The organism is Methanobacterium subterraneum (genome assembly GCF_002813695.1).
GTDB classification, from domain to species: domain Archaea; phylum Methanobacteriota; class Methanobacteria; order Methanobacteriales; family Methanobacteriaceae; genus Methanobacterium; species Methanobacterium subterraneum.
In genome coordinates, this window is the sequence record NZ_CP017768.1 from 632,923 (window position 1) to 659,274 (window position 26,352).

The 26,352-nt window shown below is 38.1% G+C and carries 20 protein-coding genes; 11 read left to right on the forward strand and 9 right to left on the reverse strand.

The genetic code is table 11. The features are described from left to right. Positions 1-43: 43 nt before the first annotated feature. Positions 44-901, reverse strand: coding sequence for an AAA family ATPase (locus BK009_RS03030; RefSeq protein ID WP_394340077.1), 858 nt, complete (start codon positions 899-901; stop codon positions 44-46). A gap of 258 nt (positions 902-1,159) precedes the next feature. Here BK009_RS03030 and BK009_RS03035 point away from each other — a divergent pair, with 258 nt between their 5' ends. The 7 genes from BK009_RS03035 (at position 1,160) to BK009_RS03065 (ending at position 6,092) form a co-directional block, all read left to right on the forward strand. Continuing rightward, positions 1,160-2,017 carry a hypothetical protein gene (locus tag BK009_RS03035; RefSeq protein WP_100908997.1) on the forward strand — a complete coding sequence of 286 codons (858 nt, stop codon included), beginning with the start codon at positions 1,160-1,162 and terminating at the stop codon, positions 2,015-2,017. 222 nt (positions 2,018-2,239) lie between these two features. Further along, positions 2,240-2,461 carry a TRAM domain-containing protein gene (locus BK009_RS03040; protein ID WP_100908998.1) on the forward strand — a complete coding sequence of 74 codons (222 nt, stop codon included), beginning with the start codon at positions 2,240-2,242 and terminating at the stop codon, positions 2,459-2,461. Between the two features lie 451 nt (positions 2,462-2,912). After that, positions 2,913-3,599 (forward strand): cobalamin B12-binding domain-containing protein, encoded by a 687-nt coding sequence (locus BK009_RS03045; protein WP_100908999.1) that lies wholly within the window; start codon positions 2,913-2,915, stop codon positions 3,597-3,599. 4 nt (positions 3,600-3,603) lie between these two features. Beyond that, positions 3,604-4,032 carry a hypothetical protein gene (locus tag BK009_RS03050; protein WP_100909000.1) on the forward strand — a complete coding sequence of 143 codons (429 nt, stop codon included), beginning with the start codon at positions 3,604-3,606 and terminating at the stop codon, positions 4,030-4,032. A gap of 32 nt (positions 4,033-4,064) precedes the next feature. Next, the gene (locus tag BK009_RS03055; RefSeq protein WP_100909001.1) at positions 4,065-5,183 is read left to right on the forward strand and encodes a sensor histidine kinase; all 1,119 of its coding nucleotides are present in this window, start codon (positions 4,065-4,067) and stop codon (positions 5,181-5,183) included. A 55-nt stretch (positions 5,184-5,238) separates the two neighbouring features. Next, positions 5,239-5,787: a hypothetical protein gene (locus BK009_RS03060; RefSeq protein WP_100906363.1), complete on the forward strand. Its 549-nt coding sequence runs from the start codon at positions 5,239-5,241 to the stop codon at positions 5,785-5,787. Between the two features lie 143 nt (positions 5,788-5,930). Next, positions 5,931-6,092 (forward strand): AbrB/MazE/SpoVT family DNA-binding domain-containing protein, encoded by a 162-nt coding sequence (locus tag BK009_RS03065; RefSeq protein WP_157809686.1) that lies wholly within the window; start codon positions 5,931-5,933, stop codon positions 6,090-6,092. Between the two features lie 46 nt (positions 6,093-6,138). Here the strand turns inward: BK009_RS03065 and BK009_RS03070 are convergent, their stop codons facing one another. Next, positions 6,139-8,166 (reverse strand): cell surface protein, encoded by a 2,028-nt coding sequence (locus tag BK009_RS03070; protein ID WP_232728013.1) that lies wholly within the window; start codon positions 8,164-8,166, stop codon positions 6,139-6,141. A 741-nt stretch (positions 8,167-8,907) separates the two neighbouring features. Here BK009_RS03070 and BK009_RS03075 point away from each other — a divergent pair. Then, positions 8,908-11,301 (forward strand): DUF362 domain-containing protein, encoded by a 2,394-nt coding sequence (locus BK009_RS03075; protein ID WP_211290141.1) that lies wholly within the window; start codon positions 8,908-8,910, stop codon positions 11,299-11,301. Between the two features lie 222 nt (positions 11,302-11,523). Here the strand turns inward: BK009_RS03075 and BK009_RS03080 are convergent, their stop codons facing one another. The 3 genes from BK009_RS03080 to BK009_RS03090 all read right to left on the reverse strand — a co-directional run bounded on the left by BK009_RS03080 (position 11,524) and on the right by BK009_RS03090 (position 18,421). Continuing rightward, positions 11,524-13,617, reverse strand: coding sequence for a beta strand repeat-containing protein (locus tag BK009_RS03080; RefSeq protein WP_100909003.1), 2,094 nt, complete (start codon positions 13,615-13,617; stop codon positions 11,524-11,526). Between the two features lie 380 nt (positions 13,618-13,997). Beyond that, positions 13,998-17,723: a COG1361 S-layer family protein gene (locus tag BK009_RS03085; protein WP_100909004.1), complete on the reverse strand. Its 3,726-nt coding sequence runs from the start codon at positions 17,721-17,723 to the stop codon at positions 13,998-14,000. A gap of 302 nt (positions 17,724-18,025) precedes the next feature. Beyond that, a complete protein-coding gene (locus BK009_RS03090; RefSeq protein WP_232728014.1) occupies positions 18,026-18,421 on the reverse strand; it encodes a TIR domain-containing protein in 396 nt (131 codons plus the stop codon). Between the two features lie 163 nt (positions 18,422-18,584). On the opposite strand from BK009_RS03090, the gene BK009_RS03095 reads away from it, so the two are divergent. Further along, the gene (locus BK009_RS03095; RefSeq protein WP_100907733.1) at positions 18,585-19,487 is read left to right on the forward strand and encodes a succinylglutamate desuccinylase/aspartoacylase family protein; all 903 of its coding nucleotides are present in this window, start codon (positions 18,585-18,587) and stop codon (positions 19,485-19,487) included. 98 nt (positions 19,488-19,585) lie between these two features. Here BK009_RS03095 and BK009_RS03100 read toward each other — a convergent pair whose 3' ends face one another. Next, positions 19,586-19,801, reverse strand: a complete 216-nt coding sequence (locus tag BK009_RS03100; protein WP_100909005.1) for a hypothetical protein — start codon at positions 19,799-19,801, stop codon at positions 19,586-19,588. A 243-nt stretch (positions 19,802-20,044) separates the two neighbouring features. Between BK009_RS03100 and BK009_RS03105 the strand changes: the two genes are divergently transcribed. Together BK009_RS03105 and BK009_RS03110 are read left to right on the forward strand one after the other, a co-directional pair. Beyond that, the gene (locus BK009_RS03105) at positions 20,045-20,872 is read left to right on the forward strand and encodes a carbon-nitrogen hydrolase family protein (protein WP_100907735.1); all 828 of its coding nucleotides are present in this window, start codon (positions 20,045-20,047) and stop codon (positions 20,870-20,872) included. A gap of 98 nt (positions 20,873-20,970) precedes the next feature. Next, on the forward strand, positions 20,971-21,444 hold the full coding sequence (locus BK009_RS03110; protein WP_100909719.1) for an N-acetyltransferase: 474 nt from the start codon (positions 20,971-20,973) through the stop codon (positions 21,442-21,444). Here the strand turns inward: BK009_RS03110 and BK009_RS03115 are convergent. The 3 genes from BK009_RS03115 to BK009_RS03125 all read right to left on the reverse strand — a co-directional run bounded on the left by BK009_RS03115 (position 21,402) and on the right by BK009_RS03125 (position 26,234). After that, positions 21,402-22,412, reverse strand: a complete 1,011-nt coding sequence (locus BK009_RS03115; RefSeq protein ID WP_169923151.1) for a transposase — start codon at positions 22,410-22,412, stop codon at positions 21,402-21,404. The genes BK009_RS03110 and BK009_RS03115 overlap by 43 nt on opposite strands. A gap of 313 nt (positions 22,413-22,725) precedes the next feature. Continuing rightward, positions 22,726-23,301: a HEAT repeat domain-containing protein gene (locus BK009_RS03120; protein ID WP_100907736.1), complete on the reverse strand. Its 576-nt coding sequence runs from the start codon at positions 23,299-23,301 to the stop codon at positions 22,726-22,728. Positions 23,302-23,504: 203 nt separating this feature from the next. Continuing rightward, positions 23,505-26,234 carry a PAS domain S-box protein gene (locus BK009_RS03125; protein WP_100909007.1) on the reverse strand — a complete coding sequence of 910 codons (2,730 nt, stop codon included), beginning with the start codon at positions 26,232-26,234 and terminating at the stop codon, positions 23,505-23,507. Positions 26,235-26,352: the final 118 nt, after the last annotated feature.

Below are 26,352 nucleotides of genomic sequence, written 5' to 3' on the forward strand. Positions count from 1 at the left end.
CAGGGTTTATTTAAAAATCTACAATGAACTATTGGAGTATCCTTTATTTGAATATCCGGGTTTCTACTTTTTCCCGGTCTTCCTCTGTTTTTAAGACTACTCTAACTGTTCTCTCCAGGGACTCATCACCGATATCCTGCCCATCCTGGGTAACCAGCAGTGTTCGAACCCAGTCAACAGAGGCCCTTATGGAAGGTATTTTAACGAGATCCAGTTTTCTTATCCTCTGGATCAGTCCCACCACCCTCTCAACCAGTTCATGAGGTGCATCGGGTACCAGTGACTTAACAATCTCAACTTCCCGTTCAGCAGTGGGATAATCAATGTACAGGAAAAGACAACGATCACGGGTTTCATCCAGCAAGATCCTCTGGGAATTAGAGGTTAACACCACCAGAACATCATTTTTCAGGGTGAATGTCCCCAGATCATTCACTGTGATCTCTTTTTCACCCAGTGCTTGGAGGAGAAAGCTTTCAACCTCTTCATCAGCCTTATCTATTTCATCAATAAGCATTACCGAAGGTTTATGGTTAATAAATGACTGCAGTAATGGTCTTTTAATGAAAAACTCCTCACCAAAAACATCCTGATCTGTTTCTTTCAGACGGGACATCTCCAGGTGTAATAACTGTTTCTGATAATTCCACTCCCCCACCATCTGTTCGAAGGTTATCCCCTCGTAACATTGCACCCTGAAAAAATCACTGCCCAGAGCCCTAGCAATGGCCTTGGCCAGTTCAGTTTTCCCGGTTCCTGGCGGTCCCTCAACCAGTATGGGTTTTCTCAGTTCAAGGGAAAGGAATAGAATGGTTATAATATTATCATCAGGGATGTAACTGGCATCAGTAAGGGCATTTTTTATATATTCTGGACTAAAAAAAGTATCTTTCTTTGAAATAGATTTATCAGGCTTAATGAAGATAACCTCCCCTAAATAATGGGTAAATTATATGTATCCATCGGACATTTGGTAATTTATACACCTTTATCTGCCATTAATATATAAACTAGGTTACATAAAAAATGAACCTACAATTTGTAACAATAGAATATTAGACATAAAAGATGTCAATAATTAATAGAAACGTCTGTATTACATACAGTTTCAAGGAAAAAGCTTAAATGACTTATTATTTAAAATAATAAATTGATTTATATGCCTTACTTAATTTGCCAGAATTGTGGTGGTTATTACCATCTGGATGATGATGAATCACCGGATGACTTTGATCGTTGCCAGTGTGGAGGTAAACTGATCTACTCAGAATATTTGGAGTACAAACCCCGAATGAGTAGGAAAAAATTTTACGGTGCATTATCAGTCATAGCTATTCTAACCATCCTGGCAGCAGGTTACATTGTTTTTTTACCCCATTTCAATGAAGTTTCAGCCACAAATCCGTCAGTAATTGCCACAGATTACCGTGGATCAGTGGGAAAGGAGATCATAACTCCTTCCAATACCAACTCCAATGCTACTGCCAGTAAAAAAACCATCGCTGTCATTACCGGCATGCATCCCCGTGAGAAGCTTTCTATTAAAACAGCTTCCGATGTGGTTGATCAGTACAGTTTATCATCTAACCAGGCTATTATCCATTACACGGTTAACGTCACCAACAAACCGGAAAACTATGTCACCGGACGTGCCAATGGTGAGGAATTAGTAGCTAACTATGTAATTCCTGATATTAAAAAATCTAACGTAGATGTGGTTATTATATGTCATGATCATGCACCTGGTTATGGTAGGGGATACTATGTGGCCACACCGAAAATGGACTCCCCTTCCGTGGCACTGGGAGAAGTAGTTGAAAAAAACCTCCCAGAATTCACATATTACCGGGCAACCGCGCATTCTGAGCATGGTTCTTCCACATTAACAGTTTCCAATCCTTTAGCCTCTGCAGGTATCCGAACCCTGGTTTATGAGATGCCAGAATGGGCTAGCTACAACCAGGCCTACCAGGAAACCAAAAAACTCATTGGCACAAGTTTCCAGGTGATTAATTAAACAAAGTTGCAATAAACTGAGGATATTAAATGTAAAACCACCTTATTGAATTATTTTTTGCACTGGCAATACTATTTTATCTCAAAACAGGGAAGTAATATGTAAAAATTTGAAAAATGGATGGAAAAAATATTTTCTAAAATAAATAATTTATAAGATACTATATATGCTTTAAAAAACAATAGTTAATTGCCCACGAGGCAAAAATTGGAAGTGATAAGTTTGTTTGGAAGTAATAACAGTAGTGATAGAGGAAATTCGTCTCCTATAAATGAAGGTGGAGAATACGATGTACACATAGAAGATACCGGTAGGGACGGAGACGGAATTGCCCGTATTGAAGGTTTTGTGGTTTTTGTTTCAGGTGCAAAAGAAGGTGAAGAAGTAAAAATTAGAATCAATTCTGTTCGCAGAAACTTCGCCTTTGCTGAAGTAGTAGACTAATACATTACTAAAAAAAATAGGATAGTAAAACCAAATCCGGATTAAAAGATCCGGTTTATCTTCATTTTATAAAATACTTTTAATTTTTACTTATACTATTCAATTTTCTATTTACTTTTCTATCAAATTTCAAGTTCTTTTTTTTCTATAATTACTCCCATTATTATTAGGTAACTCATTTTTATTGCTACTATCAGCATAATTTTATTTATTCCATTGAATCGAAAAAGTAAGAAAAAGTAACTATTCTAACACTGAAAATACTCAGGACTAGTCAAATTATATGGATATGAATAAAAAGAAAATAATTGAACCATTATTAAGCACTTAAAAAGCATTATGTATGTTCGTGTTGCTTAATTAAAATGCAAATGGATTTATCTTTATAAAAACAAATATAATTATTAACATATTATATTATGGTTTTATTAAAATTATATCTGGGGGAAAAATGACGGTATTTGAAGAGGAATCTGGACCCTTCTTAGAAATTGCAAAAAATTTCATGGATGCTTTGCTAAATGTTCAGCGAAATGAAGCAAGCAGGATGATACTCAAAGCTGTGGATGAAGGTATGGATATTAAAGATATTTATATCCATGTTTTCGAATCATCACAGCATGAAATTGGTCGCCTGTGGCAGACCAATAAGATAACCGTGGCACAGAAACACTTCTGCACCGCAGCAACCCAGATGATAATGTCCCAATTATATCCTTACATCTTCAGAACTGATAATAATGGCCACCGTTTGGTGGCGGCATGTGCTGCTGGTGAGATGCACGAAATGGGGGTGCGGATGGTGGCGGATATCTTTGAAATGGAAGGATGGGACACTTACTATTTAGGGGCGAATACTCCCAATGATAGCATCACACAAACCATAATCGATCTAAAACCTGACATCGTTGCTCTGTCTGCATCCATCCATTATAACTTAGGGGCGGTGAAGGATTTAATAAAATTAATTAGGAATACACCGGATATATCTAATATTAAGATAATGGTAGGGGGTAGGCCATTCCTCCTGGCACCAGAACTATGGAAAAAAATAGGAGCCGATGGATGCCCAACTAATGCAATAGAAGCTCTTTCCCTTGCTGATGAATTGATCTCATCCAAAAAACAGGCGGAGTAATCCCATGTCTGATAATAAATCCAATTCAGCTAAAAACGAATTACCACCAATCTCTCCAGAGGCACTGTCATCATTCCAGGAAAACAGTGCATCCCTAATTAAGGAAACAGTGTCCCGCTCCCTTAAACGCGACCATGAGGTGGTACATCATGGTGAAAAGGCACCGGAATTATTAACCACTGGTTTAGAATTTACCACTAAAATGCTGGAAGCAGCCATGTCCATGGGTGAGGTTGCATTATTGGAGGATGAACTAAAATGGGCCAAAGAGCGTTTACCCCATGATGGGGTGAAGATGGAACACGTTCTCCATCGCTTTAAGATCTACCGTGACGTGGTTCAGGAAATCTTACCCTCAGAATATGCTACTGAAATCACAGCCTTCATGGATTGGATGATCAACTATCAACAGGCTATGATTGAATCAGATTAAAGAAATACCTATTTTAAACAGGGGGAATAGTCATGCCTCAGAGCGCAGTGGAAGCCTTTGGATTATCCTGTGATTTTAATGGAAAAATCATTGAAATTTTGTACGATAATTTGGGAATAGATTCTTTTAAAACAGGAAAACCATTTCCTAACATCCTGGATGAGGGGAGCACTGAAAAAGCATTAGATTTTATAAAAAAAATCAAAGAAGAAGATGCTGTTCACGACTGGGAATTCAATTTGGGATTTAGGGGAGAATTAATAATTATACACGTATCTGGGTTATTAGTAAACCATAATATACTGATTTTTGGTGCAAAAACCGTTGATGATGCATTTTATTTTATGGAAAACATGGCAAGAATTAACAATGAACAAACCAACGCCATTAGGGGTGTTATAAAATATTTCACAGCCCATCTCCATGAACAGGAAGCTAAAGAAAGTCAAATATATGCCGAGCTGGGACGTCTTAACAACGAGCTCACCAATGCCCAGAGAGAGCTAACTAAAAAGAACATCCAACTTACCAAGTTAAACCAGCAGAAAGAAATGCTCATTAAGGAAGTACACCACCGCGTTAAAAACAATTTAATGATTATATCCAGCCTCTTAAACCTCCAGTCAAATTACTTGAAAGACGAAGAATCAAAAGAAATCTTCAAAGAAAGCCAGAATCGTGCTAAATCCATGGCTTTAATTCATGAACGCCTTTACAGGTCCGCAGATCTCAAAAATATAGACTTCAAGGAATATATAACTACCCTGGCCAATGATCTCTACCGGACCTATGTGAAGGACCCCAGTAGAGTCGCTTTAGAACTGAAGATCCAAGATGTGAATATCGATATTAACGCAGCAATCCCCCTAGGCCTAATCTTAAATGAGTTGATTACCAATTCCATGAAACACGCATTTCCCAATGGTAAAGAGGGTGCTGTTTCTATATCCTTTGGAAAAAACGATGATGAATTTATTTTAAAGGTGAGTGATGATGGAATTGGATTCCCATCTGATCTGGATTATACCAAAACCAATTCACTGGGCATGCAACTGGTAAACAGTTTAACCAGCCAGATAAATGGAAAAATAGAACTGGATAAGGATCATGGAACTAAATTTACCATAACTTTTAAAGAATTGGGATTATAAAAAAAACTTTAGTTCGAGGGTTAATTTTAGTTTTTTTAATAATGAGGTGTCTTATATGACGGGACGAAACCAGTACAAAACCTTGGATCAGTGGTGGAAAATAGATGATGAACAACTGAAAACACCCGAACACGATGAATTGCTTATTTGGTTACTTAAAAAAGAGAACCTGAAAAAGATAATCACTGCAAAAGACCCTGAAGCTCTTAATTGGGATTGGATAAACGTTAAAATTCATGCAGAGGAATACATCATTGCTGAAAATGGTTACAGGGTTGGTGCACCAGATATTATATTCTCAATCCCCCGTCATCCAACCAATGAATGTGAAACCAATCATTCCAACAAGAATATCTCTCCAAGTTGTGGTAGTGACCATAAGTATAATCCTCATGAGCATTATCAACATTATTCCAGATATTTCATTGAAATTAAACCGGAAATTACAAATTTCGGGAGCACATTGAGACAACTGAAATTATATATATCCTACGGATACGAGGGTAAGGCATATCTCCTCACTGAAGACCAACGTTACAAGGAAGAGTTTGAAACCCAGGGAATAAAAGTAATATATCCTCCAAAAATACAATCAAATCTTTAATACCAAAATTTATATAAAATTCTTCATTATTATGAGGTTATTTTTTACATAAAATAGAATTTTTAATTAATACTATACACAAATATATGGGTAATAGACTTCATTCAAAAATTTGGTTCTAATTTTCTTGGAGGATGAAAAAGATGAAAAAACGCAAATTAGTTCATTGTAACGGCAAATATCATGTAATTCTTCCATCAAGGTGGGTTAAGGCTGTAGGTATACAAGAAGGAGATGAAGTCACTTTAGAAATAGACGATGAAGATTTCCACAGACTTATAATTAAACTTGTTAAAAAAAGTTAGGAATGACCATTCGGAATGTTAGTTCTAATCAAAATATCGATTTCCCTTATTGGTTTTTTGGGATGCTGATAAATCCGCCCAGTACCATTAAGATGGCTAAAACCATTCCTAAAAGTTGTATTCCCGTGTTTTGCATTTCTATAGATTGTGCACTTACCGCTGCTTTGGATGTTTCTGATGCTCCCAGGATAGTTACCATGGTTTTTACTATTTGATAATCCGCTGCTGTCACTGTAGCGATACCAAAACCCTCATCTGCTCTTAAAATAGCAGTAGCAAGGCCATTAATCCATTGGACTGTTACAGATTTACTTCCCACATTTCCCAGGTTGGTGGTAAATGTGACTTGAGGACCACTGAAGAACATAGCTGCATCAGCACTGTGATCACCACCAGCTGCATCCTGATAGACATCAGCAGTAATGGTGGAAGTTTGACCTGTTGTTATTGTGGAGGGGTTGGCGTTAATAGTTAAAACCAGCCATGGATAATAGTTTATAGTTCCATTTCCCACAAAGAATTTAGCCTCATCTGGTGTATTGGTACCATACCAGTTGTAGGTGGCTGTAGTGTTGCTGTTTTCCAAGGAATGGAAAAGCTTATCCAGATCATCGCGGATGGGCTTTAAAATGGGTTCCAGTTCAGGATGGTTCTTGATGGCATCATCAATGGGCTTTAGCATTTCATCAATACTGGGTCCGAAAGAGGAGAATTTAAAGTTCTGAATGTAATATTCAAAATTCACAATTCGATTGTAGTTAATTGTTCCATTGGGCGAACAAATAACAATACCATTCCCAGAACCGTCTCCTTCCAGGTTATTTCCCATAACCGTGGTGGTGTTAAAACCAGCAGTTACCATAGCTACCGTATTAGCTCCGTTTATTCCCATAACTGTATTAAAGAACATGTTAAGATGGGCCAAAGCAGTGCCAACAATTCCTGCCGCTATACTGGGTGAGGTGATATCAGAAACAATGTTATTGGTAAGGGTTGCATTTTTGAATAATCCCAGGCCTAACATTCCCACTGCTGCCTTGGCATTACTAATATCAGTAACCCTGTTATTTTCCATTATTAACTCACCTAAAGCCACAGCTACAATCCCCACTGCCTGTTCATCTGAAATTATTCCAGATATGCTATTGTTAGAAATAAGAACCGTTCCGTTCCCGATAATAGCAGCTTCAAGAGCATAAACAGAGCTACCAGGCCCTGCTTGTAGTTGGGATATGACATTTTCCAGGATCAACGCATTAATACTGCTGGTGACTAATTCCATTCCCATGATAGCGCTGCTAGCACTGATACCGGTGATTATATTATTAGTTACCACTAAATTGGTGATATTGGCCACCTCTGGATTTCCATCAGCACCCTTGGACTTTCCTAGCTGAACTGCAAAGGCAGTGCCACTAACACCAACTGCATTAATGTTAGATATGGTATTTCCAATGAAATTAAAATCAGTCACTGTTCCATTAATGGAAACAGTGATACCACTACTGGGCCCGGAACCAGTTATATCGGATATGTAGTTATGGTTAACAGTGAAAAAACCTCCGGTAAGATTTCCAATAATTCCATTTTCTGATTGACCGGATATCACATTATCCATTACAGTGGTGTTATTTCCTGAAACAATGATTCCTGTTAATCCGCCATTAATTTGATTATTTTGAATACTACAGTCATTTGCAGTGATATTGATGCCGGTTCCAGAGAAAGGAAGAGTTATCCTGAATCCATTTATGGTGGTTCCACTCCCATCACCACTCCCATCGTTAACCACAGTAAATCCAGTATTTACTGGTTTTACTTCAACATCAGCCCCGTTATTAGTCTGGAGTGTTAGGTTTTTATTTACTAACACATCTTCAGTGTAGGTTCCATTATAAACATTGATTACATCACCATCAATGGTGTTAACATTATCTATAGCGCTCTGAATGTCATTGTAAGTCTGCCCGGTTCCAACATTCCATTGAGCTGCGGTTACATTACCCATTATGAAAAATAAAAATCCGATAGAAAATAAGACCTTTAAAATATTATTATTTAGATTTTTTTCCAAACTCCCACCTTCTAACCCTCCCTCAAAGTTTTGAGGGTGTCATATAATAGTTAATAATAACCAACTGCTATTATAATTTTTCCCATATAATTTATACCTGCTAATTTAGCTCAATATAATGGAATAAAAAAAAGGATCTATTTTTACTCACCGAAGACCAACATTAACAAAGAATAGTTCGAAACCCGGCAGATAAATAAGTAATAACCCTAACGAACCTGAATTCTAAAATTCTTTAATTAAATATGAGAGGGGATGAAATCTGAATCAAATCTGAACCTGGAAAGGTATTTTATCCATTGAAATTTGATTTAACTTTTTAAATATTCTAATGACTACCTTTCATTGAGGGGTCACTCATTATTCAATCACATCGTTATTTAACAGACATATCTATTAAGAGATCAGGCGTTACACTCAGAAATTAGCATGCATCACCATATAATCCAAAGTTTTAAGATGATTCAAATATAATATTTAACGAGGATTAATAGGGGTTTTGTATGTTCATGCTGAATAATAAACCTCAATTTCTTAAATAACAGACCATTTTAGGGGAGATGTGTTAGTAAAAATATTGAAAACAATCAGAAAACAATTATGGTCCTAGACCAGTGAACTACTTGAAAATAATACTTATAAAAAGTTTTGAACAGTTTTAAAATCCCACTTTGTATCCATAGATAGCAATTGAAATAGAAATAGAGTTTCTGCCGATTTGATTTATCTAGAGTTGATATTATGAAGACCAATAAAAATTATATGAGGGGAGAACTTGTAGATTCTGAGATTGGGAATAAAAAAACCGACTCTGAAGGCTCACCAGTAAGTGGTGTCCGGATGGATGCTTCGCGTGCCTATAAGGATATTCCTGAATTGCTCCAGAAAGTTATTGATGAGGATGATGATGCAGCATGGGCAGCCATCATCAACAAAATCAATTATATCTATGACCAGGTTGATATTTCCCTGGGAAGCCTTGACCAAGAGACTGGTTTTATCAGTGAGGTTCTTAAACATATAAAATCTGGGAAAAAATTACTTTTCAAGCCTAATTTAGTGGGGCCGCAAGTTATTGACATTGATACTCATGGTGAAGGATTGGGTGCTCCCATATGTACGGACTGGTCAGTTATCGCAGCACTGATGAGATGGTTCCATGATAAACTTAGCATTGATTATAACCAGATGGCCTTGGGTGAAGCTTCCACCTCATCCATATTAATGGAGTTAATGGCCAGCAAAATAACCGGAAAAACCATCACTGCCGAAGCGATTTTTGAAGGACGATCCGGAGATTTCTATGGCGGTTGGGGTTTTTACTTCGTACGCAGGTACCTTGAAGAGCACCACCCTCCATCCCATACCGATGATCCTATGAATGGATATGAGGACAGTGTGGCCGGTAGATACTTTTCACCAGGCATGGCAGGGAACCGGTTAATGGTCTATGATTTGAACCAGATCGCAGATCTATCCCGTGGAAGAACCATAACTGTCCCTGAAGGTGATAACTATTCTGAGATCACCCTGCATAAGGTAATTGTTGGTGGGGATCCTGATGATAATGTTGACCGGAATGATTATCCTGGCTGCGTCCTGGTAAACGTTCCTAAAATGAAGATCCATGCCCAGGATCTACTCACTAACGCCATTAAAAATATAGGTATAGGCCTTTACCCAACACAATGCGCTATTAACTCGGATGATGAAAATAAATGGAAATACGCAATGCCCCCATCATCAACTCCCAGTTTTAAAGGTAAGCTACCCCACTGTCCATGGGTTGTGGAGATAGATGATGACACCGACCTGCCCCTGAAGGACGAAAATGGGGAATACATTGTAACTCGGACTGCAGGAATGCCAGGAACCCAGGCCGATGTTATCAGAGCGGTGCAGGAGCAGGGTGTATACATGGTTCATGTATCTGATTCCATCGACATGATCAATCTTAACCATAACCCTGAGGGCATCGCGGTTAGGATCCCAGAAGGATACCTCTGGTCATCGCTGGATTGTGTTGCCCTGGATCTGTTATGTGCACGATACTGTTTTAAAACCATTCCCATGTCCAAAGGAATGAAACTTAAAGAAGAAAACAGTTGGAACACCGAGTTTGTTCATCAGGTCCCTGTGGCCCAGATTGAATACAAAAACATAATCACAGTTGAAGGACTTGATTCACCCCTTTTTAGATATAATCTGTATTCCTATGCTGAAAATCGGGGCATAGGACAACAACCATACTACGTCACAGGCTGGGACTCAGTAACTGACACTCCCTTAACATCTCTGGCCGGTCATCTGGGTAGGGTGGAGGAGAATAAGTTCATTGAATTAATGACCGATAACATGTATTACAATCCCAGCTGCATGATCTGGGACATGCAAAAAACTATTCTAAGTTATGCCGAAGCCCATGATACCTTAAATGGTACATCCATCGTCAAAGAGTTCATGGATGGGTTTGATGAGAATGGTGATGGTGTTATTGATTACGATGAACGGGGGAGGAAAGGGTTTGACACTCATAATTTTCTAATAATGTCACAGTCACTGGATATTCAATTAACTGAAGAATACGGGACGCTAAAGGGGAACTTTTATAATATGGTGAATGTTGGGAAACATTCTGATGAAAAATGGAATCCCGAGGGCTATGATTTCACCAGGGAGTTCAACCTGGTTGGAATTGCTAATCAAGCCTATGAGATGTCCAAGTATGAAAATGTAACCCCTGATCCATTTGTTCCGGGGATGAAATGGGGAAATGGTATGTGGCCCAGCTGGGAGCTAGCTAGATGGGCAATGTTCTCTGGCATGCTTTATGGTACCCTATCAATAGATCAGGTGAGTATTTCCTCGGTTTATGGGATGGTATTCAGCTATGCTGATAAAACACTAAACAAGGGCCAATATACTGGAAGTGTTGATGAAAAGATTTCAGATCCACAGGCAGTTCATAAATATTTTGAAGCACTTTCAAAAGGGGTAGATATCCTGGATTTTGTTTTTTATGTACCCTCAGGATTTGGTATTCTGGGTGAAGTGAAGATACCCAATGTAGAAGAAACCAATGATCCGGGTAAGACATTCACCGCTCACTTTAATCAGGGTCAGGAAGTCTGGTAGGTAAGCGGGACGTAATTCTCCTCCTTTTTTTTATTGGGAGTAGTTGTTGGTTAGTATAATTGGATAAATCAATACTTTAATTGGATAATCAAATTTTTCCTTAATTTAATATTATTCCCTGGGGAAACCTAAATAGTAAAAATTGGGGAATGGAGTATAATAATATATTATTCTAAAAAATGTATTCCTTAAAAAAATAAGGAAAAGGGATATTAAACCCCTCTATTCTTTTTTCCGGGTTCTGAAAAATCCACTAAGTACCATCAGGGTAGCTAAAACTATTCCTACGGGAGGTGTTCCGGTGTTCTGCATTCCAACGGTGTTTGTGGTTACCGCATTAACTGTAATTGGTGTTACGGGCACTGTTAAATACATGGTTTCCAAGTCCAGTGCTGCAGATGTTAGTGCAGTGCCGGCTGCTTCATCTCCACGTAGTAGGATGGTGGCAACACCATTTATAGTTAAAGCAGTGGCAATTTTACTACCCACATTTCCGAGGTTGGTGGTGAAAGTCACCACAGTCCCGTCAGGAAGATGTCCTAAAGCCGGGTCATGGAATGTTCCATCTGAATCATAGCGGAAGTAAGCAGTTAAAGTAGAAGTACTACCCTGGGTTATGGAGGTGGGGTTGGCGGTGTATCTCATAACCAGCCATGGATCGTAGTCCATGGATGTTCCGGTGATGATTTCGCTAAATTCTGGATTGCTGGATCCCCACCAGTTATATTGTAAATCTGGAACTGATTGTGCATCATTATGCACGGCGCCAGGCGAATTATTTACAATACGGTTGAAATTAGCCACTATCACACCAAAATTGCATACTCCACCACCAACAGGTGCATATTCACCCTCATTTGTAACGGTGACGGTATTAAATGCTATGGTACTGTTGGTGATAAGTAGAACATTCTCGTTGTAGATCCCACCACCAACTGCAAATTCATTTCCATCTATGGCTGCCACGCTGTTATATTGGATGTTGCCCTTGTCAATAAAAGTATTCCCTGCAAAGGAGTTGCATATTGCTCCACCCCCAATACGGTTTATGCCGGGAGTAGTGGCAGTGATAGTGTTGTACTGGAGGGTGCTGTCTGTGATATACAGATTTCCACCATTTTGTATTCCCCCACCATAGGCACCCACCCCGGCATTGGTGGTAACAATGATGGCGTTGGATTGAATTTTACTTCTATTTATGGCCATATCCCCATTGCTGAAAATTCCTGCACCATTGGCAATCACATCCTTATCAGCATTGGCAGTGACCGTGTTGTTTTGGATGATGCTGTTGTTGATGAGGAGGACTTTATCATTGTAGATTCCTCCACCGTCGGCAGACACAATATTTAGTTGTGATGTTGCTGTAGCCGTGGCACAGTTATTCTGGATGAGGGAGTTGTTAATAATCAGATTTCCCACATTGCATATTCCCCCACCAGCAGCAGAAATGTTTACACCTTCGCCAGAAGCGGTGGCAGAGTTATTTTGGATGATGCAGTTATCAATGGCCATGGTACTATCATTATCATTGTAGATTCCAGCACCAGCTGCAACCACGTCCACAGTTGTACTTGTAGCGTTAGCAGTATTAAATTCAAGGGTGCTATTATTCAAGGTCAAAGTACCTTCCTTGTTGTAGATAGCCCCACCCCTACCGGCGGTGTTTCCCTGGAAGTTGCTGTTGTTGATGGTACAGTTACCAAGGTAATGGAATACTGCTCCTCCTTCATAGGCTGTGTTGCTGTTAAAGGTTGAATCAATGATCGTAGAAGTACCGGTATTGGCTATAGCACCTCCATAGGCATGATTAGGTATGTTTGCGGTGTTATCAGTAAAGGTACAGCTTGTAACCTGTAAAGTTCCGTACCAGTTCATGATGGCACCTCCGGCATTGGATGCCCGGTTACCGGTGAAATTACAATCCTCAACTGTTAAATTACCCCGATTTAGAATACTACCTCCATAACTTCCAGAACCGTTTTTAAATGTAATTTGCAGTATGTTAACAGTTGCCCAATTCTGAATTACGACGATATGGTTATGGTTTCCAGCATCGATTATGGTGTTGTCCTGTCCAGATCCAATAATATTTAAGGATTTGTTGACCGTTAATCCATAGTCACCTGCAGTATTATAAGTCCCTGATAAGAGGTATATGGTTCCTGTATTGTTATTAGCCGTTTCTAATCCTTTATAAATGGTCTGGTAAGGTTTTATGTTACTACCATCACCATCGGTATCGTTCCCATCGGGGGAAATGAACACGTTATCTGGATCTATAGGATCAGCCGCTGTAACTGCTCCAACAGTCAATGAAACTAAAATAATAAGTGATAAGAGTATTAATATTTTTTTTATATTTTCACCTCCTTTTGTCCACTATCTCAAATAATCTCATCAAAACATTGTTTAATTTCAAGTATAAATAAAGATGCACACTTTAATCCAATGGAAAAATTTAAATGTAAACCATTATCCCTTAAAAAGAGATTGATCAATAATTCTATATTATCTGTTCATAAAGGGAAAATAGAAAAATATAGGAGTATTATTTCTTCGTTATATGTGCATGAATCGTCTTACCAATAGGTAATATGCTCTTGAATCATCTTACCAATAGATATTATTAAAATTCAATACTAAGATTGATTGAAATTAAAATAAAAAAAGTGGGGAAAGGTAAAATAAATCCCTTATTGTTTTTTCCGGGTGCCAATAAATCCGCCGAGTATCATTAGGATAGCTAATACTATTCCTGCGAGTGGTATTCCTGTGTTTTGCATTCCAACTGTGTTACTGGTTACGCTTGCTGCATTTACCGGTGTCACTGCATTTAAACTTAGGGAATTAACTCCCATACTGTTTATACTGAAGGTTTCTGATGCTATTGATGCTGTGAATAGGTAGATTCCGGGTCCTGTGGTCCATCCGGTGATGTAGAGGTAGGGGTCGCCTACGGTGACGTTGTTGAATGTCCAGGTTATGGTGTTCCCGTTCTGAGTCCAGGTTCCATCACCCTTGATTTCGGATATTACGAATCCTTCGGGTATTGGTATGGTTATAGTAACGTTTTGTGCATCGTCTGGTCCGTTGTTTCCCAGTTTGTAGGTTAAGGTGAATGTTTCACCGGTTCGGGGATTGTTTTTGTTGCTGGTTATCTGGATGTAGAGGTCTGATTGGGGCACGTAGATTGTAGCGTTGGTTGTGTTGGTGGTTCCTATGAGAGTTGCTGTGTTTGTGGTGTTTTTCCCTGCAAGTAGACTTGTTACTTCTCCAGTGAGGTTTAAGGTAGCATTTTCACCAGTGTCAAGGTTGAGTGTCCATATTCCAGTTTCAAAGTTGTAATTTCCTTTAGAATAAGTTATTGCAACATTATTGAATCCGGCTGGCATTATGTCTTGTATCTGGATGTTAATAGCGTCGCTGGGTCCGTTGTTGTGCACAGTTACTGTATAGGTGATTGTATCTCCTACGTCTGGCCGTGGGTTGTTCACTGTTTTTTCTAGTTCAATGGCCGATTCTTGTTTTACAGTCGTGAATACAGTATCAGATGTATTATCTGGGTCTGTTATATAGGTAGATGAGGTTATGGCCACGGTATTGGATAGTATGGTATCTGCTGGTATTGATGATAAGACTGTTCCATTTACAGTTATAGTGCATGAACCACCTGTGGGAAGAGTTCCCAGGTTTATGTTCAAATTTCCAGTTCCGGATGTGGGTCCAGAAGCTCCTCCAGAATATTCCACGTTCCATGAAATATTCGATATACCCATGGGGAATGTATCAGATATGATAACATCGGTAGCAGTATCGGGTCCATTATTAGTGGCGGTTATGGTGTAGGTGATTTGATTTCCGGCAATAACTGTGCCAGGAGCGGTTTTGCTGATGGTTAAGTTGGCTGCGGGTATGATGTTAATATACGCAGCTTCAGTGTCAATGGTTGTGTATCCGTTGGCAGTGGCATTGACTCTAACCGGGTTAAATAAAGGATTAACAGCTCCTTCAATGGCATAGAAGGTGGCAGTCAAAACACCGGCAATTGTGTTACCTGTGAATGAATGGCTAATTACTGAACTATTAAAGCTTCCCCAAGGCACATCCAGTTTTATACTCCCGTCAGGTATATAACCACCAGTTAAAGGACTCCCACCGTTGATGTGGTTGAAATCTGCAGTGATATTTGATGTTTCTCCGTTGTTTATGTTGTTAGGAGTTGCATTTACCGATAAAATTATCCATGGATCTGATAACACATCACAACCAGTGTCCATCACTATGAGGTTGTTGATGGTTGAAGGATCAGTGTTGGATCCCCACCAGTTCAGCGTGGCATTTAAAGACCCATAGGCAATATATATGGCATTGCCTTCTGGTGCGATGTTTCCCACGATCCTGTTGAAATGGATGAGGTTGTTGGTGTAATTTCCATCGTAGATGTAGAATGCCCCACCATAATTGCTGGCATAGTTCTCAGAGAACACACTATAATTAACTGTTACCAGGAAATTACTCATGTAGTTCTGACTTAAGATGGCTCCTCCACTTCCTGCTGAGTTTTTTGTGAAAGTTGAGTTGGTGATATTCATGTTAGCCATGTTACAGATGGCTCCACCACTGTAAAAAGAGGCACTGTCAGGAACCCAGTTTCCCATGAATACTGTGTTGGAGATGGTTAGATTTCCGTCACTGTAAATTGCCCCACCAAAATAATCTGCATAGTTATTGGAGAATGTGCAATTCAGGATATTCAGATCTCCCTGGTTCAGAATAGCTCCGCCAAAACCAAACCCTGTCCCGTTGGTCAGGGTAAGGTTTCTAAGTGTGACACTTACTCCGGGGCTTATAATGAATATTCCGCCATTACCATCGGCATTGATAATAACACCAGTTCCAGTACCTGGTATCCAAGTGTCCTGGAAAATGGTCATGTCTTTATCGATACTCAGTCCACGATCTAATGGGTCTTTGTATTCTCCGTTGGCGATGTGTATTCTGCCATTTGATCTAACTTCGCTTATTGCCCTATTTAATGTGAGGAATGGATAACTTGGACTACCGTTTCCAGTAGTATCGTCTCCAGTGGCGGCAACGTAGATATCATCCCTGTCCATTATTCTTATTGTGGTCTTTAAGTTTTGTCCATCAACAGTGGCATTTACGGTTGCAAATCCTGGTGTTAAACCAGCAGTGAAGGTAGTTGTAGTGTTTAAACCATCACTGATAATGTCATTTAATGGGTTTAGATCTCCTAAACTGTTAACATCAAAAACTACATCAACAGGAGGAACAGCACCTAAGGGGGAAGTGTCATCACCGTTTGAATTGTATTTCAAACTAACACTTACCACGGAACTTTCACCGCTTCCAATTAACTCGGAAGTGGGGGTTATGGTAAGTATAATCCATGGATCAGCATATACTGAACCTCCATATACATAAATCAGGTTAGAGATGGTCATTGGATTGACATTGGAACCCCACCAGTTATTGGTGGCATTCAAAGTGCCCGCATTATTCCAAATGGCAGTACCATAATTTGCAATGTTTCCATAAAATCTATTGAAATGAACTTCAACAATATTGGAAGCACCTACATTATTGTAGATCGCACCACCAAAGTATGCGTAGTTATTAAGGAAAGTACAACTGGTTACTTCCAAATTAGCATACATGTTTTCAATAACACCACCCAGTGGGGTGTAATAACCGACTTTTTGTCCATTGTTGGTGAAAGTACAGTTAGTAATGTTCATAGCGCCATATATATTATAAATGGCACTATCACTACTTCCATAATTACCACGGAAGGTGCTGTTAGAAATATTACTGGTCCCTTGGAAATTGGAGATGGCCCCACCACGATCTTCGGCAACGTTACCATCGAAAGTACAACCAGTAACATCCAAAGTACCAAGGAAACTACCAATTGCCCCGCCGTAATGGTATAAACCAAGTGTTCTATCGTTAGTGAAAGAACAATTGACTACTTTCAACGTACTCTGATAATTATAGACAGCACCACCGCCTCCAAGACTTGATTGGCAGTTTGCGGTGTTATTGGTGAAACTACAATTTTCTAAAGTTAAAGTACCCTGATTGTAGATAGCACCACCAGAACCAGTTGTATATCCATTGGTTAGGGTTAAGTTACGGATGGTAACCGTAACTCCTGGTTGAATATTGAAAACCCAACTGTTATCGGTTCCGTTCATAATGGTGCCACTCTGGCTTTCACCGGTAATGTTCATATTCTTGTTTATGGTAATGTTGGTGTTGCCAGTTCCAGTGTATTGTCCATCAGCGATTTGTACTATTCCATTAGAGTCTACAGTTCCGGTTGCATTTCCAATAGTAAGTTTGGCATGTTCCCATGAAGAACCATCATTGGCATCATCTCCACTGGAACCATTCACATAAATGGTTGCAGCCGAAGCAGAACTAACACAAAAAAGTACTGTTAAACCGACTAATAGTGAAGAAATGAGTATTTTAGTTGTAATTTCTTGTTTTCTTATCTTTTCACCTCCATTATGCCTAATAATCTAAAATAACCAGATATTGGTTAGTGTTAATAATTAATAAAGCAGCACTTTTACGATTAAAAGGAAAAATTTATAAATAATAACAAAATTCAAATATCAGCTTAAATTTGCTAATTTAGTTTATTCAATTGTTTCTTAGGAGTATAATGGTATAAGAAAAAATAAAGCTTTCATTATTCGTTTATGGACTCTTGAATCATCTCTACAATACACACCCTATTCCAACCAACCACACCATCAGCAATCTCCTCCAAGTCACCTGGCACCTCTTCCATACCGTAGGGGCGAATAAGGATTATGGGTTTTTCTAATTCTTGGGCAATTTTTACCTGAGTTTGGATTAAATCATGGTGGCGGGAGTAAAGACTGGTGAGAACAACCACAATCTCCGCGGGTTCTATCTGATCCCTTAACTCCTGGAAGCTGTTTTCACCAGGCACTCCATGGTCTTCCCATTCAAAGTCCGGAGCTTCAATTAACCTCTGAATAAAGGTAAGGTACTCTTCATTTCCTTCCCCATTATGACTGATGAATAAATGATAAACTTTTAAGTCCTCTTCAAACACCATATCCACCTCCTTAACATTTCGGAACAAGTTTCAATCCCTTAACTTTTCTTAAATATATTCTTCTTAAATTTGGATGATAAGTATCTATCTATTTATAATATCAGACATAAATATAATAAATAATCCAGTAACGATAACTTCTAAAAACTAATTGGGGGGTTTAATGAAGAAAAGACCATCATTACGTCCTAAGAAAAAGTCCAGGTCGATTCCGAAAACTTTGATGGTCAACCGGAAAATACTGATAATAGCCCTATTGCTCTTTTTAGTCTTAACCTGTTTTATTATAATAAATAATGGAACAACAACACCCTACACATATGTCAATGGATATCCGGTGCAGGGATCTTCTAATTATAAAATAATACTTATTGATAACTCTACTGGTGGGGATGTATCCAATAACACGGTGCTAATGGAAAACATTAACAAAACCCCGGTAATATCTGAACTCATTGAAACTGGCAAAAAAGGCACACCCCTAATTGTTTTAGGGGATGGAAGCCAACCCCGGGTAATGGTGGTTGCCGGAGTTCACGGAGCAGAGTTACCATCACAGATTGCTGCAACCAACATCATCAACCACCTTAATGGAAAAAAAATAAATGGAACCGTATATGTAGTTCCCTTTGCCATTCCCCACAACACAGCAAGCTCCACCAGGATAAACAATGGCACTGACCCAGATAGAGTGGCCCATAACAATGGAACTCCATTAAACAATATCAACAATGTATCCGTAACGAGTAACATCACCCTACTGGCTGATTTCCATTCAGCACAACCCAATGATATCCCCGGTAAAAACTGTATTATATATGATCCTACAAATCCTAAAAGTCAGGAATTAGCAGGATACATAGGCAATAAAACTGGATCTCCCCTGATGGAAGTGGGACCCTACCCTGGTGTTCTATCCACAGTTAGTAACCGTAATGGAATACCCTCGGTGGTGTGTGAAGTCCTATCAGCCCACAATAAAACCGACCAGGCCAGTGTTGAACTCTCATACCAGTACATGCTGGCCTTTTTAGAGTATTCCGGAGTTTATAAAAACACTGGTTAAAGCCAATGATCATCAGAAAATAGGTTTAAATCCTGATTAAAATGGGATTTTATTGATTTGATAGAAATAAAATAATTTATAAAAAAAATGGGTAAGGTTTAAGCAGCCTTAAGCTCAGCGGTTAATTGATTATTTTTATCCTCATCCTGAAGCCATACTTTAACTTCCTTCCAAACCACGTTGCACCTGTCTTCGGGTTTCATACCCACCAATTCTCTTATGGCCAGGTCAACTTCTTTTCGTTCTTTCTTATCTTCCGGATGCAGATCTGCTGCTTCCAGAACCTCTTTCATATGTCTCAGGTAACAACTCATATCACATTACTCCTGTAAAACTATCCACTGATGATAATCCCCAACTAAATTGAGCATTACCACTTCTCATTCATTTAGTATGGGGTAATACGCTTAATAGTTTTAATGGAATGAAAATAAACACATCCCTTGAAAAGGAGATTTAAATAATGATTAACAACATAATACTTTCACTCTTAAGAATAAATCACTTTAATAAAGCTAATTTATAAACTAAATAAGTATTAATGGCGGGATGCTAAAATGGGAGATAATTTCACTGTGGCTCTATGCCAGATGAAGGTAGTGGAGGATAAGGCTCAAAACATTGAACATGCATTGTCCATGATTATTGAGGCAGCGTCCCAGTCGGATCTGGTGATACTACCGGAGATGTGGAACTGTCCCTACCAAACCACTCTCTTCCCGGAATATGCTGAGGAAAAAGAAAAAAGCACCACCTTAAATGCCATATCAGGGGCTGCAAAGAGGGAAGATGTTTATATTGTAGCGGGTTCCATCCCTGAAAAACATGAAGGAAAGATATACAATTCCAGTTTCATCTTCAACCCCCAGGGGGAAATTCTGGATGTGCATCGCAAGGTTCACCTTTTTGATATTGACGTGCCCGGCAAGATCAGTTTCAAAGAATCAGAAACCCTGACTGCTGGTAACCAGATCACAGTAGTGGATACGCCACTATGCAGGATTGGGATATGCATCTGTTATGATATTCGATTCACTGAACTATTACGTCTCATGGCACTGGAAGGAGCCCAGATAATTATCGTACCTGGAGCTTTCAACATGACCACCGGACCAGCCCACTGGAAACCATTAATCCAGGTTCGAGCCGTGGATAACCAGGTTTTCATGGCAGCTATTTCACCAGCCAGGAACCATGATGCTTCTTATGTGGCATATGGTCATTCCATGGTTGTTGATCCATGGGGGACTATTTTAAAAGAGGCCGGAACTGGTGAAGAAATTATATACGTCCATATTAACTTGGAACTTATTCCTAAAATTCGCCAGGAACTACCAATTCTAAAAAACCTACGAACAGACCTTTACCAAATTAAGAGAAAATGAACTGGTTACCATTCCCATTGTAAAGTAAAGTTAAAAAAAAGATTAACATGGTAAAATTCTTTTAAAAGTTAATATTAAGAGAATAATTGTTGAAAACCATGATTGAAAAATTAGAAGATCATGAAATAAAAGATATCATGGGCATATGGTTAAAGACCACGGTTACTGCTCACAGTTTCATACCTGAAAAATACTGGATTGAAAGTTATGATAAAGTAATAGAGGGATATATACCCTTTTCAACAACCTTTACCTATAAAGAAGATGGTATAATTAAAGGATTTATAAGTACAAGGGATAATTCGTTTATTGGTGCATTATTTGTTTTAGAAGATTATCAAGGGAAATCCATTGGTAAAAAACTATTAAATTACTGTAAATCATTATATTCTAGTTTAGAATTATGTGTTTATGTTAAAAATGAAAATGCCGTAAACTTTTATAAAAATTGTGGCTTTGTGATTAAATCAAAACAACCCAATGAAAATTCGGGATTTATGGAATATGGAATATTAACCCCCTCCATTTTTCACCATTCGGAGAGGCATTGTATGGCTTTTTTAGAGTTATAACCGAGTAGTGTGATGATGCCTGCTAAAAGTACATTTAGAGAAACGTATTTTACTACTGATCTGTAGGTAAATCTGTGTATTTTCTTCATAGAAAAAGCTTCTTTTGTTAATTTATTCCAGTCTTCGATCATGCCCCGTATAGGTTTTAATCTCTTCCAATTGGTGATTTTTCGTTTAAAATCACGCACTAATCGTTTGTAAAAACTTTTATTCTTATATTTGCTAGTATTTTTATTAAAACAATCCAATGGATAGCTTAAACTATCTAATATCTTGTTTAGTTTGAAATAATATTTGGGGAAAATAATTGGAACAATATTATAACCTAAAATACCATTAATATAATTATCCTTACTGTAATATCCTTTATCAAAGATAAAAGTATCTCCTTTCAGTATTAAACGTCTATTTTTCAGTTGTTCCATGATTTCTGTGAAGATTGGAGCATCATTTGGAGATCCCTGGTGAATAATAAAGGCTAATGGCTTCATTTTAGGGTATTCTAAAGCTATTGTGAGTTTATATCCAATATAAAATCCCTTAGAAGAACTGCAACCCCATTTAAACTCTTCATCTTCCAAAGATTTTTTAGATCTTTTTTTCCGATTCCAATTTATATCCACCTGCAAATCAGTACTATCCACCAAAATAGTGGTCTTTCTTCGCCTTTTACTAGGATTTTGAGTGTTCAAAACACCATTAACCAGTTTTACAAACTGATTTTCTGAAAACCTTGACATAAAACGATAAAAACTGTCAACATCAGGCACATCTTCCACACCAACAAATTTCCTAAGTTCTTCTCTCTCATTAAGCTCCCTTAACACATATGAAACATCCACAGAAAAAAACATACTAGTAAACATAACTCTAAACATAATTCCAGCTTTATCAGCGGGTTTAATGCCGTGTTTAGCTATTTCCTGCTTTACTCTACGGGAACCGAAAATTTTAAGTATTTCACCCAACAATTTCCACTTGGAGTCTCTTTGGTCACAGATCAACGGAGATTTCATGTAAACACCAGGAGGAAGTATATACTTCCTCCATATTAAATTTATCGATTCAAAAATAGTTAAAAAATCATTCAAAGTAAAATAATAATGCACTTTTAGAAACCAAATATTATCACTATACCAAACAATGAAAATAAGGGTTCATAAACCCCCACTAACCAATGAAAAATGGAGGGGGTTATGGAATATACAATGTCATGGGTAAAAGAATAATTTGTAATAAATTAATAGTATATGATCCATGAATTGATTCATTGAGTTATTTCTAAATCTTCTTTAAGGCCTTATTACATGCCTTTTTAAACTCTTTATCTCCAGTGGCTGCCCGCCGTGCTTTTTTAATAGGATCAATAGCTCTCTCGTCCCCTATATCGCCCAGTGCCTTAACTGCAGCCACTCGAACACCCCAATCTTCATCTGTAAGGGTTTCAATTAGAGGGTCCACTGCCGCTTCACTACCAATCTCCCCCAGTGCCTTGGATGCGAACTTACGCACGCTCCAATCCTCATCAGAAAGAGCTTCCACCAACTGGTCAACCACAATATCGCTTTTTATATCTTTAAGGGCCAGTGTAGCGTATCTGCGTATGTTACCTTCATCATTTTTCAGGATCTTCACCAGAGGTTCGATGGCAGGTTCACCAATTTTACCCAGAGCCTTGGCAGCTGCGAATCTAACCTGGGGATTATCATCTTCCAATGCATTGATTAAGGGTTCAATAACATCCGGATTTTTAATTTCTCCCAGATTCTCAGCAGCTTCCCTCCTTTTTTCAGCATTGTCATTGGTTGTTAAATCTTTCAATAATACTTCTAATTGATTATTATCATCAGTTGACATTTTTAATCCTCAATATTAGTTACTCAAAATTTTTTTATTTTTTCTCTAATATTAAACTATTTACTCCTTTATTTAATAACTGTAAAAAGGGGATAAAACAAGAAAAAAAATATTAAATAGGGAAAATATCTTCCAATAATTACTATTTTATGATGTGGATATTGTATCTGGGGCGTTATGTTATACTATTTATATGGACTAATTTAGGATAGATAGTCATCTTCCTGGAATTGGGTGGTAATATTAGTTCCACTATCGCGTTTAACTGATATTATTCCTTCAATCTGGCCAATAAGGCTTTTAACCAGTTGTAATCCTAGAGTATCTGTTTTTTCAATATCCAGATCGGCTGGCAGTCCAATACCATCATCACTTACAATCATCACATATTTTTCAGCTTCTTTGAAAAATTTGATGGTTATAATTCCATGTTGTCCATTGGGAAATGCATATTTCATGGAATTGGTTAAAAGTTCGTTTAGTATCAGGCCTAATGGTATGGCAGTGTTGATATCCAAGTTAAGATCCTCCAGTTCCATAACCAGCTCCACCCTTTCCTGATCCTCCAGAAATGAGTTAAATAAATCCCGGGCCAGGTGACGGATGTAGTCCCCGAAGTTAATCTGTTTAATATTATTAGATCGGTACAGTTTTTCATGGATAAGAGCCATGGATTTGGCCCTGGTCTGGATCTGATGAAATATTTCACGGGACTTTTCATCTTCAATATCCGCTGAGGTTAAATTAAGTAAACTGACCATAATCATCAAATTATTCTTGGTGCGGTGATGAATTTCCCTTACCAACATCTCCTTATCATCCAAAGCTTTTTTTAATTTTTCTTCGGCTCGTTTGCGTAATAAAGCCTCAACAATAGTGGTTGAAATGTTTTCCATGGTTTTTCTATCATAAAAATCAAAGTCTGACTCCTTATTACACAATCCAATCAAACCCATGAATTCCCCATTTCGCAAGAGGGGACTAATTAGCATATTCTTAATAATGGGATAATTTCCGAGTAAAATCTCCAATTCCAGGGGGTTAAGATCATTATATATAACGGGATATGGTTTTTTTTGCAGATGTTTCCATAGATTTTTAATCTTGAGTTTTTTGAGAATGGGATAAAAATCATATTCTTTTAACTTACATTCTCCAAGCATGACTGGATTAATTGCCAGGTGGTTAACTTCCCCATTCCCATCCCTTTCGCAGATAAAACCAAACTCACTATGGGTGATATCTTCACAAACCCGGAGGCAGGTTTGGGTGAGTTCATCTTCATTTTTGGATACAATTGCTTCGGTTAAAATAGTTCCCATGGCTTTGTGGATTTCATTCTGTCTGCTTAAAAGCAGCTCATATTCTTTTTGTTCAGTTATATCCCGGGCTACACCTAGAACTTTTTCCACATTCCCCTCCTCATTTTTAAGTGGAATGAGTAGAGTGTCCAGCCACATGGATTCAGGTGACATGGTTAGCAGGTTTTCCCCCCGCAATGTATTTTTAATTTCAAATACTCTCTTCAGATATCTGCCCTGTAATTCATTGGTTTCAGCGGGGAATAGTTCACATCTTGGTTTCCCCAGTACTTCATCAGGGTTTAGTTTCCATTTGCGTGCTGCATACTCATTGATATATTCCAGTTGATCTTCCTTGTTTATGATAAATACAAATTCTTCAACAGCTTCAGCCAGAGTTCGGTATAGGGTTTCACTTTCCTTAATTCGCGCCATTGCCTGGTTACGTTCAGTAACATCCATAATTGAAGCTAAAGTTCTTCGTGTTCCGGGTATGAGGCAGATATTTGCGTAGATATCTTTTATTTGCCCATATTTATCAATAATACGGAATTCATAGTTTTCAGGGGCTGAAGTTGAATTAGTGTACCTTAACTGTTGGTATTCCATCATTTGGGGAAGGAATTCTGGTAAAACAAAATCCATCCAGGTTTTTTTACCCATAATCTCTGAAGGATGGTAACCGAATATATTTTCTATTTCAGAATTGGCCAGTGATATGGTATTATTCTCGTCCACGATGAGAGTGGCTGTTCCACTATGTTCAAATATAGTCTTATAGTAAGCAACAGATTTCCTTAGTGAGTCTTTAGTCTTTTTAAGATTGGTTAGATCAGAAAAGCTCCATACTCTCCCGGTAACCTCGTTTCCAATCAGTTGGGGCTGTGAGTAGCGCTGGTAAACACGTCCATCCTTAAATTCCAGGATGTCAATGCTTATTTTACGGGGATTATCATATAATTCTTCAATCTTTTCCCTAAACGCCACTGGATCCTTTAAACATCCAGTTATGTAATCCAGGAGTTGTTCATCATAACCCGGGTTAATCATTTTTGAGGGAATATCCCACATTTCCAGGAATTTCTGATTGTAACTGGTTACTATGCCCTTCTGGTTAACTACCATTACACCACTGGCAACAGATTCCAGTGTGGCCTTATGCAGTGATAGGGATTCCCTTAATGAATCTTTCATTAGTTTAAGATCAGTAATATCTGTGGCAAAAATAGAAACAGCAATTATTTCATTTCCTGATTTAACTGGTGAAATATAAACTTTAACATGCCTATATTCCCCACCTTTATCTAAAAAATAGGATTTAAAAGGACGATTCTTTTTATTATTAAAAATGATTGCAATGCAATCAATATATTTTTGATATTCTTCAGAAGGGATAATTTTAAGGTTTGATATTTTTTCAGCAATGCACTGATTATTAACCCTGGAAATCAGTTTTTTCGCGGCATTATTAACTTCCAGAATCTCCCCATTCAACCCCAATAATATAATGTAGTTAGGAGATAATTCAAAAATCTCCTCTTTAAATGCAATATCCTTTTTTAACCGGGATATTTCATCTTTTATAGTTTTAACATCATCGAACTCTTTCAAACCCGCATTATTTTTTGTCATTAAGTATCCCCTTTAACCCCTAACAGATACTGGGATATCCCCCCAATAATAATATACGCCATTATTTTTTTTATAAACATTAATGAATACCTATCACAACACCATATAATTAATTCAC

What these genes read in the sequence shown, in the direction of transcription:
- BK009_RS03035 (WP_100908997.1), top strand. Translation starts at nt 1,160, where the DNA reads ATGCCTTACTTAATTTGCCAGAATTGTGGTGGTTATTACCATCTGGAT.
- BK009_RS03045 (WP_100908999.1), top strand. Translation starts at nt 2,913, where the DNA reads ATGACGGTATTTGAAGAGGAATCTGGACCCTTCTTAGAAATTGCAAAA.
- BK009_RS03050 (WP_100909000.1), top strand. Translation starts at nt 3,604, where the DNA reads ATGTCTGATAATAAATCCAATTCAGCTAAAAACGAATTACCACCAATC.
- BK009_RS03055 (WP_100909001.1), top strand. Translation starts at nt 4,065, where the DNA reads ATGCCTCAGAGCGCAGTGGAAGCCTTTGGATTATCCTGTGATTTTAAT.
- BK009_RS03060 (WP_100906363.1), top strand. Translation starts at nt 5,239, where the DNA reads ATGACGGGACGAAACCAGTACAAAACCTTGGATCAGTGGTGGAAAATA.
- BK009_RS03065 (WP_157809686.1), top strand. Translation starts at nt 5,931, where the DNA reads ATGAAAAAACGCAAATTAGTTCATTGTAACGGCAAATATCATGTAATT.
- BK009_RS03075 (WP_211290141.1), top strand. Translation starts at nt 8,908, where the DNA reads ATGAAGACCAATAAAAATTATATGAGGGGAGAACTTGTAGATTCTGAG.
- BK009_RS03090 (WP_232728014.1), bottom strand. Translation starts at nt 18,421, where the DNA reads ATGGTGTTTGAAGAGGACTTAAAAGTTTATCATTTATTCATCAGTCAT.
- BK009_RS03095 (WP_100907733.1), top strand. Translation starts at nt 18,585, where the DNA reads ATGAAGAAAAGACCATCATTACGTCCTAAGAAAAAGTCCAGGTCGATT.
- BK009_RS03100 (WP_100909005.1), bottom strand. Translation starts at nt 19,801, where the DNA reads ATGAGTTGTTACCTGAGACATATGAAAGAGGTTCTGGAAGCAGCAGAT.
- BK009_RS03105 (WP_100907735.1), top strand. Translation starts at nt 20,045, where the DNA reads ATGGGAGATAATTTCACTGTGGCTCTATGCCAGATGAAGGTAGTGGAG.
- BK009_RS03110 (WP_100909719.1), top strand. Translation starts at nt 20,971, where the DNA reads ATGATTGAAAAATTAGAAGATCATGAAATAAAAGATATCATGGGCATA.
- BK009_RS03120 (WP_100907736.1), bottom strand. Translation starts at nt 23,301, where the DNA reads ATGTCAACTGATGATAATAATCAATTAGAAGTATTATTGAAAGATTTA.
- BK009_RS03125 (WP_100909007.1), bottom strand. Translation starts at nt 26,234, where the DNA reads ATGACAAAAAATAATGCGGGTTTGAAAGAGTTCGATGATGTTAAAACT.